This is a genomic window from Microcoleus sp. w2-18bC1, from assembly GCF_036700365.1.
Classification (GTDB): Bacteria; Cyanobacteriota; Cyanobacteriia; order Cyanobacteriales; family Microcoleaceae; genus Microcoleus.
In genome coordinates, this window is the sequence record NZ_JAUBOS010000100.1 from 1 (window position 1) to 14260 (window position 14260).

A 14260-nucleotide genomic window follows, 5' to 3' on the forward strand; every position below is an offset into this window, starting at 1 on the left:
TAAGTTTCCCACGATCCCAGACCCATGCAAATACTACCCTTGACAATTTCCCTTTTTCCTTAACTTGTCACCAATGGCACATGACCAATTCTTTTGATTTCTATAGATTTGGCACGGATCTGGCTATTCAAGCTTTTTGTGAAGAGTTTAAAGATGATTCTAAGGTAGAGTTAATAATCAAAGATGGAGGGAAAAATCCCGATGTTATAGTGGAACATCTCGCCAATATCGAAAAGCAGCTCGGCAAGTTAAAGGCAAAAATTCTGATCATCCCTAAATTTTATAATAAAGCAGAACTAGCTGATTTATACTTGTCAGCCGATGCTTTTTTAGCTCCGTTTCGCGGGGAGGGTTTTGCGATTAAAATTTTAGATGCCTTTGCAGCAGGTTTGCCCGTTGCTATGACTATGTATGGTGGCCCGACTGAGTACGCCAATGTTGAAAACTGCTATCCCATTGCTTACGATCTAACTCCCGTAGGAAACTGTTACGATACTCAGTATCTACAAATCAGAAATTCTCCTCAGTGGGCAGAACCAAATGTTCAGTCTGTTCGCGAACAGTTGCGAAAAATTGTTGAAGACCCGATGCGTTTTCACGTAGCTCAAAAAGCTAGAGAGACGGCGGATTTATTTAATTGGGAAACTGCCGCTCAAAAATTGCTAAAATTAATGCGACAATTGTTTTAGGAGCCGAAATTATGGGACTCGAACGCAAAATGTTTAGGGGAATGTTTTCTCCGGGGGAGGTGGTACGATTGAAACAGCCTTGTTTTACTCCCGGGCGATTGTTTGAGCCAGGAAAATATAACGCTGATGAGTTGCCGGATATCGCTTTTGATATGGGTTTGGTAGACCATTTGCCACGAGTAAAAGGCAACAGTTCCGAAAATCTCAATGCCCAGAACCCGCCAGAGCAAAACCTTGAGGACTAAACTCCCTTTGGCAGTAAGGACTTCAGTCCTAAAAATCCCTGTTTGTAGTAAGGACTTTAGTGCTGAGAATTAAAATAAATAATCAAAGACTCAAGTCCTGACTGCAAAAAAGATAAAGCCAGTTTAACCATTTTGCTCTATCTGGGAAATTAACTCTTTCAAAACTTGACTAGCTTGATCGTTCTCAATCTGACAAGTTCCGGCATTCTGGTGTCCACCGCCACCATACCTTAACATTAACTCCCCAATATTAGTTTTAGAAGTTTTGTTAAAGATTGACTTGCCAACTGCGAAAACAGTATTTTGTTGTTTCAGTCCCCAAAGTACGTGAATCGATATATTGCACTGAGGGAACAAAGCATAAATTACAAAACGATTCCCCGCGTAAATGACCTCTTCGTTACGCAAATCCAAAACAACTAAATTATTATAAACTTTGGCGCATCGCTGTATTTGCTCTTTAAATTTTTCTTCTTGCTCGAAGTAGAGGTCTACTCTTTCTTTTACATCAGGAAGCTGCAAAATCTCATCGATGGTATGATTTTTGCAGTAATCGATTAACTGCATCATTAACTGATAATTGGAAACCGTAAATTCTTTAAACCTTCCCAAGCCAGTTCGGGCGTCCATGATGAAGTTTAACAACACCCATTCTTGTGGATGCAGAACCTCTTCTTGGGCAAATTGAGCGGAATCTGATTTGTCAACGGCTGCCATCATCGCCTCAGAAATATCAGGAAACTTTGCTTTGCCTCCATAATATTTGTACAGTACCCTAGCTGCTGAAGCTGCATAGGGATCGATGATGTGGTTAATTTTGATTTTCTCGTGTCTAAGAGTTTCGCTGAAATGGTGATCGAAAGCTAGATGAACTCCATCAACATAGGGTAAATTGGTGCTAATATCGTTATTTGTTATTTCGATTTTCCCATCCTGCATATCTTTAGGATGCACGAATTTAATCTCGTCGATCATATCGAGTTCTTTGAGCAAAACGGCACAGACAAGACCGTCAAAATCGCTGCGGGTGACTAATCTGTATTTTTTAGTGAGTGGCATATGCTTCTGTGATAGGGAGGAACTGATCACCAGCTAATATAACGTATTACCCGATCGCTTTCCAATATGAACGCAGACCCTTACGCTTGGATAGAGAAGGCCCTAGACACAGTTCGCCGTGCCGATTGGTATCGATCGCCACAATCGATCGACAGTTCCCCTGGGCCTGTGGTAAAGTTATCGGGCCACAGCCTGATTAACTTTGCCAGCAACGATTATCTCGGACTTGCAGGGGATGACAGGTTAATTCAAGCTGCTATGACTGCAACTAAGGAATTTGGTACGGGTGCGACGGGTTCGAGGTTGGTCAGCGGACACCGCGATTTGCACCGACAGCTAGAACAAGCTATTGCTAATTTAAAACGAACTGAAGATGCTTTAGTATTCAGTTCGGGATATTTGGCGAATCTAGGGGCGATCGCATCCGTTGTCGGCAAGCGCGATTTGATATTATCTGACAAGTACAACCATTCGAGCCTGAAAAACGGAGCCACACTCAGCGGTGCAACTGCCATAGAGTACAGTCACTGCAATCTTGAAGATTTAAAGACAAAGCTAGAGCAAAATCGCGCCAGATACCGCAAGTGTTTAATTATTACCGATAGCGTTTTTAGCATGGATGGGGACTTGTGTCCGCTGCCGCAGTTGTTGGCTGTGGCCGAAACCTTTAACTGCATGGTATTAGTAGATGAAGCTCACGCTACAGGAGTTTTCGGTGCTAGCGGTGCCGGTTGTGCAGAACATTTCGGGTGTACGGGAACACCACTGATTCAAGTGGGTACACTCAGCAAAGCTTTGGGAAGTTTAGGTGGTTACGTTGCGGGTTCTGCTGCTTTAATTGATTTTCTGCGTAATCGAGCTGCGACTTGGATTTATACTACAGCACTGACGCCTGCTGATGCGGCGGCTGCTTTGGAAGCTGTGAGAATTGTACAGCAAGAACCAGAACGCCGAGTTCGGTTGCGACAAAATATCGAAACTTTCAAATATTGCGCGATTACCAATCACCAATTACCAATTACCAATTCCCTCTCCCCAATTTTCACTCTTCCGTTAAAAGATGCAGCCTCCGCTTTAACAGTCGGCAGCAAACTCAAGGAGATGGGTATTTTTGCTCCGGCGATTCGGCCTCCGACTGTAAGCGTGAGTCGAATTCGGATTTCGCTGATGGCAACTCACGAGCTCGCACACATTCAGCAGTTGGGAGAGGCGCTGAAGCAAGTTTTGAGTTTTGAGTAAATGTAGGGTGCGTACCGCGCACCGCTTGACTAAATGTAAATGTTGGGCATCGGGCATCGGGCATTGGGCATTGGGCATCGGGCATCGGGCATCGGGCATCGGGCATCGGCCTAATGACTTCTGATTGTCAAGATATCGCTATTGACTTATGACCAATCTTATACAGGAGTTTTGTCGATCGGTCAACAACTGTAAATTTTTTGTAAATTTAGATACTTTTTGGAATTTAGCGCTATATTAGAGAAGTAGCAGGTACACCAAATTTAATATAAGGAACGTCCACCATGAACACAAATCGTCAAAACGTAAAAAAAGTAGCAGAAACCCACCGGGCTAACATTCACAAGCAACTGATGCACCGCATAGAAGTAGCGAGATCCAGTGGCAATCAAGATTTGGTTCGGGTGCTTGAAGAGGAAATGAGACAGCTTTAAAGAAGCTGCAACTAGAATTTGCCCGTAGTTTGGTTTAGAGGGTTGTGCGAGAAATGCAGAATTCCGGCAACCGCTACCTGTGAAGTTTTGACTCCTCTCTTAGTTGGTAGGAAAAATCCCGGTTTCTTGAAGAAACCGGGATTTTTTATTGAGAAGGAAGAAGAAAGAGGAAACACTCCTGTACGCACAAACTCTATCTGTAGAGTGCGCCTCGTCCCAAAAAGATTTGCCAAAAATAGAATGTTATGTCGGTAAGTTGAATCAGATATTTATGAATTTGCTGAGCAATGCGATTCATGCCTTGAATTGCTATGACCAAAAACGCACCTCCGAGCAAATTAAAAATGACCATGGTACGATTACGATTTGTACTTCTATGCTGAATTAGGATGGGGTAAGAATCGGTGTGAAAGACAATGGGCTGGGAATAACAAGCTAGGTAAGAACCCATCGATTTAGTCCTTTCTTTACAACTGAACCTGCGGGTCAAGACACTGGTTTGGGATGATCTGATTACCTATCAGATTATGGTGGAGAAGCGCGGCGGAGATTTGAAGTGTTTATCACAGCCAACAGAACCGGGTGCATAATTTGTGATTGAGATTCCCATTAGGCTGAATAATCGGGTAGAGATGAAAGAAATTTAAGGGGAATTAAACAAAAAATTAGGGGAAAGCCTGGTAAAGTCTATAATCGCGATCGCACTTCCCCAATTTCTCTGTAATTTCTGAAGTCTCCCAAACACCGGACGACCTCGCTGAAGCCCTCAATAGTAGATTTTCAGTGGTTTGTCAACTTGTCAGTGTCCCGCACTGGTTAAGGTGAGGCGTGAGGGCGCGATCGCGCCCTCACCATGTGCCAATTGCGTAAGTTTTGAACTAATAATTAAGGACTAATGACTAATGATTATCTTCCTCCGACGACGACATTTTTAATCCGCAAATGGGGACCGCCGACGCTTACTGGCAAACCGCTCTGGCCATTTTTACCACAACCGCCGTAAGCATAAACCGAGTCGTTTCCTATAGACTCAATATCCTTTAAAGTCTGAAATACATTGCCACTTAAAGTGACATCGCTCACCGGTTCGGCTAATTTGCCGTCGCGAATCATGAACCCTTGAGCCGCCGCAAAGGTAAACATTTCGCCGTTGGTTTGTCCTCCCAACATCCGCACTGCATAAACTCCTTCGTCAATGTCCGCAACCATTTCGTCAAAAGAATGTTCGCCAGACTCGATCGCAGTATTAGTCATCCGCACCAAAGGCATAAAAGTAGCACTCAGAGCCCTGGCATTTCCCGTCGGACTTTCGCCCATTTTGCCCGCAGTCTCGCGATTGTGCATTCGAGCCGCTAAAACTCCATTTTTAATTAAATGCTTGCACTGAGCCGGCACACCTTCGTCGTCATATTTTAAAGTTCCCGGTAATCCCGGCACAGTGGCGTCGTCAATTACATTTAATTGTTCGATCGCCACAGGCTTGCCCAAAGTCAACAATTCCTGCATTTTTGGGTTTTCGTAAATGCCGTCTGCTTCCGACAAATGCCCGAAAGCTTCGTGAATAAAAACTCCCGACAAATAAGGGTCTAAAATCACCGGATACTGACCGCCTTTCACCGATTTTGCCTCTAGTTGGCCTACAGCTCGAACGGCAGCACTTTTAACACGATCTTCAATATTTGTCAAGACATTGTAATCCGATCGCGAGTGAATCGACTCAAACCCTTGGCGGACGACACCACCCTCGCCACGGGCGATCGCCCCGAAACGCCCGGTCACGTCCAAGCGCTCTTGAGCGATGCAAGTACCTTGAGAATTCACAAAATAAGTAATCCCAAATCTGTCGCTGTAACCTGCCATTGTCGTCTGAATTCGTGGGTCATAATCTAACAGCAACTGATTATAAGATTCGAGCAATTTCCGCTTTTCGGCTAGAGTAATAGAGCGCGGGTCGCGGCCCAATTCCACCGCTACATAATCTTGAATCGGGGTGACATCTGCTAGTAGAGTTTTTTCGCTGCCAACCAAACGAGACTGCACTACAGCTTCTTCAATGCGGTCTTTTAACTCATCTAAACCGTTAAAAGTTACAAAACTCCAGCCACCTTTGTGACAGGCGCGGATGCCGCCGGCGAGACTAAAACTGCGGTTGACAGCATCTAACTGAGGGCCGCGAAAACTAATCGCAGTTGACTCGCTTTGTTCGAGGCGAACTTCTAGATAATCTACGCGATCACGGTAAGGTGCGATCGCTTCCATCAACTGTTCTTGCATCAAATTGCCCCTATGAATGATTAGCCGTAGCGCTGAAAAAAATTATTGCTAATCCTATTTTAGCTAATAACTCCCCTCTTTCGGGTGCGCGTTCCCCCACCGCTGTGGTGGGGGATTATGGCGCGCCCTACCCGATCGAGGGCGAGTCAACCAATTTTAGATTTTAGATTTTAGATTTTAGATTGATCCCGTCCTCAGCCTGCGAAGGAATGAACCCGCGAGCTTTTTAGGAAAGATGCAAAGCTTTTTAAAGTCTCCGTCCTGAGTCTGCGAAAGAATGAATCCGGGGGCTTATGACCACATTACTTTCGGTCAGTCGATTGTAGATTTAAAACTTTTTCCATAGAATTAATGATGAGAGGCTTGGCGATCGCCCGCGTTCGACGGGCGTCCTCGAACACAACAAACTCGCGCCCGCTTGCGAAAAGCCCGGTATGCCGAAAATTTTGGATTTGCCTAGAGAAATCAAACTAAACTAAATCTATCTAAAGACGTAAAAAAATACCTTAACCCCCCGCAGATGGAATACTTTAAGGTTAAAAAATTCCAAATTTCACCGTATTTAGCAGCTATTTCGGCATCAATAGCAATTTTGGTCGGAGTTGGCATTTTAGATCGATCGGAACAGCGGCGGTTTTTTCACTACAACCGCGCTACCACGCTCGATCGGCTTAGCACAGTCCGTTCTAAGCTGGAAGGATCTTTGAATTCCCGCCTGTTTTTGATGCGGGGTTTGGGGGCTTACCTTTCCAACAACCCAAACATCACCGAAGCCGAGTTTACAGCGACGGCGAGAATTCTGGTCGGACAGCAACCGGGCATTCGCGCCATAACTTTAGTTAAAGGCACAACGGTCGCTTACATTTACCCGCGGGAGGGAAATGAAGCGGTGATCGGGGTTGACTTGACGGCGCTACCCGAACAGCGGCAAATGGTCAAAGAGGTCATCCGAACCAGAAAAACTTTGCTTGCCGGGCCCGTGAAATTATTGGAGGGGGACGAGACTTTGATCAGCCGATCGCCGATTTTTCTCACACCCTCCGGCGCCGAGCCTGAAACAGGAGTTTACTGGGGCTTGACAGGTTTGATCATCGACAAAAATTCCCTGATTGAGGAAGCAGGACTCAACGACTCCTCAGCGAAGCTGCAATACGCTCTGCGGGGCAAAGACGGGACTGGAGCCTCCGGCCCAGTGTTTTTCGGTGACGAGTCAATTTTTCAACACCATCCCGTGCTGCTGGAAGTGACTTTGCCCAACGGTTCCTGGCAGTTGGCAGCAATTCCGGCGGGAGGATGGCTTGCGAATTCGCCGTTTCGGGGCTGGCTGCTTTTTGGAGGTGGCTTGCTGGCACTTTTGAGCGGGGCGGCGGTTTTTAACTGGGTGTACGGCCGTGCGAAACTGCGATCGAGCGAAGTTAAGTATCGGCAATTAGTTGAGAATGCTAACAGCATGATTGTGCAGTTAGACAGTGAAGGCAAGATTACTTTTTTTAACGAGTTTGCTGAAACTTTTTTCGGGTATTCAGAAGCAGAAATCATCGGCAAAAGTGCGATCGGCACAATTCTACCGAAAACAGAGTTATTTGAAAGTGACCTCGCGACAAAGATTCGAGACTGTTTGGCACAGTCGCAAAAATACTTCCAAAACGAAAATGAAAACATCCGCAGCAATGGAGAAAGGGTGTGGATAGCGTGGACAAATAAACCTTTACTAGATGCGAAGGGAAATGTGGCAGGACTGCTTTGTATCGGGACGGATATTAGCGATCGCAAACAAGCTGAAATCGCTCTACAAGCTTCTGAATCGGAACTTCGAGCTTTGTTCGCTGCCATGAACGATGTAATTTTTGAACTCGATATTGAGGGACGGTTCCTGAAAGTTGCCCCGACCAATCCCCAATTATTATACAAAGAGACGGAGGAATTTGCCGGTAAAAAAATTAACGATTTATTCCCTCCAGAAAAGGGAGAATTTTTTCTGGAGCAAATTCGCACCGCCCTCGCTACAAATCAAACCTGTACTTTTGAATATCACCTGGAAATTGCCAGCGTACAAAAGTGGTTTGCCGGTACCATTTCACCACTGAAAGAAAAAACTGCTCTGTGGGTAGCCCGCGACATTACGGAGCGCAAGCAAGCTGAAAATTGGTTGACCGGTCAAAAACAAATTTTAGAAATGATTGCTAAGGGCGCTCCTCTTGGCGATACTTTAAATACCTTAGTTGAAATTATGGAGCTGCAATCTAGAGATGTCATCGGTTCGATATTGCTTCTAGCTCCAGACGGCAAACATTTACTGCACGGAGCCGCGCCCAGTTTACCCGACTGTTACAATGCTGCTATTCATGGCAGACCCATCGGCCCGGAGGTAGGCTCCTGCGGCACTGCTGCGTTTACCCGCCAACAGGTGATCGTTACAGATATTGCCAGCGACCCTTTGTGGGAAAATTATCGAGATTTAGCCTTGAGTTTTGGACTGAGGGCTTGCTTGTCTACTCCTATTTTCTCATCTCAGGGTCAAGTTTTGGGAACTTTTGGAATGTATTATTCCCAACCGTGCCACCCCCCAATTGTTGATCTGCAATTGATAGAAGCCGCGATGAATTTAGCAGGAATTGCGATCGAACGCAACCAGGCAGAAGAAAGTCTGAAACAGCTCAATCAAGAACTAGAAAATAGAGTCAAAGATAGAACTGCTCAATTGATGCAAACTGAAGAACGCTGGCAGTTAGCACTCAAAGGCAACAATGACGGCATTTGGGACTGGAACTTGCAAACAGGGGAACTATTCCTGTCCGATAGATTTAAAGAAATAACTGGATACGAACACAGCGAAACTCTCGATTACTTTGACGAATTGAACAGGGGTACGCATCCCGACGATTTAGCCTTAGTAATGCAAGCTCTCCAAGACCATTTAAACAAGAAAACGCCGCATTACATCATCGAATACCGCTGCTGGTGCTACAACAGCGCCTACAAATGGATATTGAGTCGGGGACAAGCTTTGTGGGACGTATCTGGAAAAGCAGTCCGCATGGTTGGTTCAATTACTGACATTACGGAGCGCAAACAAGCAGAGGAAGCACTACGGGAAAGCGAGGCAAGATTCCAAAAGCTGTCGGGTAATGTGCCGGGAGTAATTTATCAATTTGTATTGCGTACAGATAGCTCTTTCAGTTTCCCTTACATGAGTCCGGCTTGCCGAGAAATGTTTGAGCGAGAAGCCGAAGCTGTTATGCAAAATGCGGCTTTGATTACAGATTTAATTCATTCCGATGACCGCCAAAATCATGACCAATCCGTTGCTATTTCAGCCCAAACTTTGCAACCTTGGCACTGGGAAGGACGATTCGTACTACCTTCCGGCAAAATTCGATGGTTTCAGATAATTTCGCGTCCTGAAGCTAAAGAAAACGGTGATATTATTTGGGACGCTATCGCGGTTGATGTTACGGATCGCAAACAAGCTGAGTTAGCTTTGCAAGAAAGTCAGCAGTTCATTCAAAAAGTAGCATCGGCTACTCCCGGTATTTTGTATCTCTACGACTTGGAAGAACAGCGAAATATCTACACTAATACTTCAATGATCGAGCTTTTGGGCTATACCAGCGACGACATTACAGCGATGGATTCGTCACTGATGCCTCAGTTAATACACCCGGAAGATTTGCCTAAAATCGTGAAACATCACGCCAGCTTTGCAGGAATGGAAGATGGCCAAACTAGAGAAATTGAGTACCGGGTGCAGGCAGTAGACGGTCAATTTTTGTGGCTGCAAAGTCGCGATACTATTTTTAGTAGGAATGGGGAGGGTCAGGCTAAGGTAATAATTGGAGTTTCCCAGGATATTACGACTCGCAAGCAAGCAGAGGAAGCACTGCGACAAAGCGAAGCGCGAGAAAGAGAAAAAGCTCGAGATTTAGAGTCGGCGCTCCTGGAATTGCGCTCTACTCAAACTCAGCTCATTCAAACTGAAAAAATGTCTTCTTTGGGGCAATTAGTTGCCGGGATTGCTCACGAAATTAATAATCCAGTTAACTTCATTTACGCTAATATTGATTATCTCAACCAGTATACAAAACAGTTGCTCGATCTGGTGAGTCTTTACGAACAGGAGTATCCCGAACCTAATTCACAAATTGTCGATCGCATTCAAGAGATTGATTTGGACTTCATGGCTGAGGATTTAAGAAAACTTGTGGGCTCGATGCAGGTAGGAACCGAGCGCATCCGGCAAATTGTTTTGTCCCTCCGAAATTTCTCGCGGCTGGACGAATCGGCAATGAAGCCGGTCGATATTCACGCGGGAATTGAAAGCACTTTGTTAATTTTGCAGCACCGCTTGAAGAGTCGGGAGAGTCGCCCGGAAATTGAAGTAGTTAAGGAGTTTGGAAAACTGCCACTGGTGGAGTGCTATGCGAGCCAACTGAATCAGGTGTTTATGAATATTATTGCTAATGGAATTGATGCTATTGAAGAACGATATCACCAGTTATCGGTTCCACAATCAGAGACAAAGAGTGGACGGATTGCTATTTCCACAGGTGTAACTCCCCAGAACACTGTTAGGGTAGAAATTTCGGACAACGGTACGGGAATTCCCGAGGGGATAGTCGATCGCATTTTTAACCCGTTTTTTACTACAAAAGCTGTGGGCAAAGGTACGGGTTTGGGAATGTCTATCGCGCACTCGATTGTGGTGGAAAAGCACCAGGGCAAGATTGACTGTATTTCGTCCATAGGATGGGGGACAACTTTTAAGATTGAGATTCCGATCCACAAAGTGGATAAATACTAGAGTGCGCCAGTCGATTTGAGATTTGAGATTTGAGATTTGAGATTTGAGATTTGAGAATTAACTCCACAGTGGTAGGGTTCGTCAGTCGATTTTAGATTTGAGATTGAGTCCACACTGCTAGTATGCGTCAGCAGTTATTGATTTTCAGGCGCGCCGCGATAAGCTGACGCACCCTACAAGTTAACGACTAAAATAGACTGAAGCTGCTAACGAAGCGGTGCTGCATCAAACCTTTAATTGTATAAAAATTGACATGATGGGATTAATCCTGGAAGCCCTGCAAGCAATGGGACACAATGTCCGCTGGATGTCTTGGAATTTGTTTTTGGGTTTAGTACCGCTGGGCCTGAGTTTTTGGCTGTTCCGCAAACCTCGATCGCGCTGGCTGCTGTGGGGTACGGGCATTCTCCTGGGCGCTACTTTTTTGCCCAGTATGCGCCATGTTTTAGGCTATCTGAAGCATATTGTGCAAGATGTGGGCAAAACTTACGTTTTGGGGGCGATCGTGATTACGCTGGCATTGATGGCTGTAGACATCTGGGTACTGCGGCAGCGCGGAGTTCGCTCTCTCCGGTGGTGGGGCGGCTTTTTCTGGTTTATCGCATTTTTGCCCAATGCGCCCTATGTTTTAACTGATATCATTCACCTGATCGAGCAGATTAAAGAGGGGAACTCGGTGTGGACTGTGACTCTAGCTTTGATCCCGCAGTATCTGGCGTTTATGCTGATCGGGTTTGGGGCTTACGTGCTGTCGGTGATGAATCTGGGTTACTATTTGAAGCAACAGGGTTGGAGTAAATTTATCCTGGGAACAGAGATAACTATACACGCACTTTCGGCGATCGGCATTTATTTAGGGCGATTTATCCGCTTCAACACTTGGGACATTCTTACTAACCCCGATGCGCTGGTTAACACAGTAATGAACGATTTGATAGGCAAGCGTCCGGTTTTAGTAATGGCTGTAACTTTTGTAGTGATTGCTGTTTTGTATTGGCTAATGAAACAAGTAATTTTAGGGATTAGCCAGCGATTTTACAGCAGCAAATTGCAGTCGGACTTTTCCGGCGAAAGCGCCACTCCTTCTGATCCCATCGATTTGAGATTTTAGATTTGAGATTAAACGATTGACTCCACAGATGAATCTAAGAGCTTGAACTAAGCTCCCAAAATTTTTCTCACCAGTTAACTAGGAAAACAAGTTTCCGTCTGTGGGTGAGACAATTTTTTTCGCTAAACTCCGAAATAAATTACTGCTGCAGTTTGTCACAAGACTTGATATGTTAGAACAGTCAAAGTAGTTTTGTAAACAGCAAAGATGAATCGATTTGACCGTCAGTTGTGGCAGAGATTTATTGCGATCGCTCAACCTTACTTTTATCCTTTAGAGCCTGGGGGAGGCAGGGTATTTTTGGGATTAGTGGCGCTGTTGTTGATATTTCTCTTCGCTGCGATGTTTGTGTTCGTCAGTGCTGTATGTTTGGGTACTCAAGTCTTATTTCCCGATGCTTTTAATGGGGTTGCGGCTGGCTTAGCTACTTTGATCAAAGGAATTATCTACTCACCGACAATTGCGATCGTTGGTTTAATGCTAATCCTCCCGCTGACTGCTTTTTTTTATTTCAAAAGCAAATTAATACCGCGCTGGAAACAGTGGATAATGTTAGCTCTGCTGCTATTCTTGTCACTGTCTGTTAGCGGAATTAACGTAGTCATTAGCTATATTAGTAATTTTTTTACGACCGCACTGTCTGAAAAAGATCATATTACTTTTTGGCGGTTTATGTGGGTTTATGCTGGAGTTTTTATTATCAGTACCCCGATAGTTGTTATTTACGGCTATACCCAAGATAAACTGGGATTGTACTGGCGAGAATGGATGACTGAGAGTTTCCTGGGTAGTTATTTTCAAAACCGCGCTTATTACGAAATTAACTCTCAGAAGGAAATCGACAATCCCGACCAGCGGATTGCTGAAGATATCAAATCTTTCACTAGCACAAGTTTAGAGTTTTTGCTGCTGATATTGGGAGCAGTTATCGATATTATTTCTTTTACAGGCATTCTGTGGTCTATTTCCAAAAGTCTTTCGATCGGACTAATTATTTATGCTGTCTTTGGCACGACAGTCATGGTATTTTTTGGCAAAAGGTTGATATTTTTGAACTTCAATCAGCTCTGCAAAGAGGCTGACTTTCGCTATGGATTGGTTCACATTCGGGACAATGCAGAATCAATTGCTTTTTACCGGGGAGAAGCACAGGAATCTGTTCAGGTGAAACACCGATTTTTAGAAGCAGTTCGGAACTTTAATTTCCTAATTGGTTGGCAGCGGAATCTGGGATATTTTAGAGTTGGCTATAGATATGCGACTTATATTATTCCCTCTTTATTCCTGGCTTCTATCTACTTTGCAGGTGAGATCAGATACGGCGATATTACTCAAGCTGAATTTGCTTTTCGTCAGGTTTCTGAGGCTTTTTCTTTCGTTGTATATAGCATTGAAAGCTTGAGTTTGTTTGCAGCCGGAATTAATCGTCTAGCCACGTTTAATGAGTCTTTAAGATGTGAAAAAAGTCCTGTTCAACTCGACTTCAGAACAATCGATACAGTTATAAGTTCGCAATTGAAACTGGAACACATTACTTTAGATACTCCGCACCATCAAAAGACTTTGATTAGGGATTTGTCGGTAGCCGTGCCGCCCGGTGAAGGACTGTTAATTGTCGGTCAAAGCGGTGCTGGGAAGAGTTCTTTGCTGCGGGCAATTGCGGGCTTGTGGGAATCGGGAACTGGCCGTTTGGCGCGGCCGGAATTGGAGAAAATGCTGTTTTTGCCACAGCGTCCTTATATGATTTTGGGTAGTTTGCGATCGCAACTTCTCTATCCCAACAGCAGGAGCGAGGTTGATGAGGAAAAATTGCGCCGGGTTTTGGCATCAGTAAATTTAGCAGATTTGCCGGACAGATTGGGCGGTTTTGATGCGGATTTAGATTGGGGTGAGATTTTGTCGCTGGGAGAACAGCAACGTTTAGGTTTTGCTAGATTGTTATTGACGGAACCGAAATACACTATTTTGGATGAGGCGACCAGTGCTTTGGATTTGAAGAACGAGCAACATTTATACGAGCAGTTGCAAGCCACTAAAACTACGTTTGTGAGTGTCGGTCACCGATTGAGTTTAGTGAAATATCACCAACAGGTTTTGGAACTTCTGGGCGATGGGAGTTGGCGGCTGCTTTCGGCGCAAGAATACCGCGCTAGTGCGACAAATTTTAGCTGATACAGCCCTGCTTTCAAGAATTGTGAATTTACCCGGTTGTTGGTTCGCGGTGGGTTGTGGTGCGGTTGGAGATTTATAGTTGGTTGCTATAAATTAAGCGTCGCGCCTCCACTCTACAATAGGTTTTAGGGGTAGGGAAATAGCAACAATTAATGCAGATTAGGAATGAAAAATAAATAACTTAATGAATTACTCAGGTTGGGGTACGGCTCGATAATTCCATTTGGGCAAATATT

General features: G+C 44.7%; 10 protein-coding genes. 7 read left to right on the plus strand and 3 right to left on the minus strand.

Translation table 11 applies throughout. The features are described 5' to 3' along the window. A partial coding sequence (locus tag QT979_RS27360) for a glycosyltransferase family 4 protein (RefSeq protein WP_333312235.1) occupies nucleotides 1-689 on the plus strand: 689 nt, incomplete at its 5' end. A gap of 11 nt (nucleotides 690-700) precedes the next feature. Then, nucleotides 701-934 (plus strand): hypothetical protein, encoded by a 234-nt coding sequence (locus tag QT979_RS27365; protein ID WP_333213883.1) that lies wholly within the window; start codon nucleotides 701-703, stop codon nucleotides 932-934. 123 nt (nucleotides 935-1057) lie between these two features. On the opposite strand, the gene QT979_RS27370 is transcribed toward QT979_RS27365, so the two are convergent. Continuing rightward, nucleotides 1058-1993 carry an exopolyphosphatase gene (locus QT979_RS27370; protein WP_333213885.1) on the minus strand — a complete coding sequence of 312 codons (936 nt, stop codon included), beginning with the start codon at nucleotides 1991-1993 and terminating at the stop codon, nucleotides 1058-1060. A gap of 66 nt (nucleotides 1994-2059) precedes the next feature. Here QT979_RS27370 and bioF point away from each other — a divergent pair, with 66 nt between their 5' ends. Both bioF and pirA read left to right on the plus strand, forming a co-directional pair. Beyond that, nucleotides 2060-3232, plus strand: coding sequence for an 8-amino-7-oxononanoate synthase (gene bioF, locus QT979_RS27375; protein ID WP_333312236.1), 1173 nt, complete (start codon nucleotides 2060-2062; stop codon nucleotides 3230-3232). Nucleotides 3233-3516: 284 nt separating this feature from the next. Beyond that, complete coding sequence (pirA, locus tag QT979_RS27380) at nucleotides 3517-3666, plus strand: arginine synthesis PII-interacting regulator PirA (RefSeq protein ID WP_172185012.1); 150 nt, start codon at nucleotides 3517-3519, stop codon at nucleotides 3664-3666. A gap of 193 nt (nucleotides 3667-3859) precedes the next feature. On the opposite strand, the gene QT979_RS27385 is transcribed toward pirA, so the two are convergent. Further along, nucleotides 3860-4018, minus strand: coding sequence for a hypothetical protein (locus tag QT979_RS27385; RefSeq protein ID WP_333213888.1), 159 nt, complete (start codon nucleotides 4016-4018; stop codon nucleotides 3860-3862). Nucleotides 4019-4572: 554 nt separating this feature from the next. Next, nucleotides 4573-5940 carry a TldD/PmbA family protein gene (locus QT979_RS27390; RefSeq protein WP_333203857.1) on the minus strand — a complete coding sequence of 456 codons (1368 nt, stop codon included), beginning with the start codon at nucleotides 5938-5940 and terminating at the stop codon, nucleotides 4573-4575. A 520-nt stretch (nucleotides 5941-6460) separates the two neighbouring features. On the opposite strand from QT979_RS27390, the gene QT979_RS27395 reads away from it, so the two are divergent. From QT979_RS27395 to QT979_RS27405, 3 genes are all read left to right on the plus strand, one after another. Then, entirely contained in the window at nucleotides 6461-10741 is a 4281-nt protein-coding gene (locus QT979_RS27395; RefSeq protein ID WP_333312237.1) for a PAS domain S-box protein, read from the plus strand. Nucleotides 10742-10994: 253 nt separating this feature from the next. Continuing rightward, nucleotides 10995-11852, plus strand: coding sequence for a DUF1361 domain-containing protein (locus QT979_RS27400; protein WP_333312238.1), 858 nt, complete (start codon nucleotides 10995-10997; stop codon nucleotides 11850-11852). 207 nt (nucleotides 11853-12059) lie between these two features. After that, entirely contained in the window at nucleotides 12060-14024 is a 1965-nt protein-coding gene (locus QT979_RS27405) for an ABC transporter ATP-binding protein/permease (protein WP_333312239.1), read from the plus strand. Nucleotides 14025-14260: the final 236 nt, after the last annotated feature.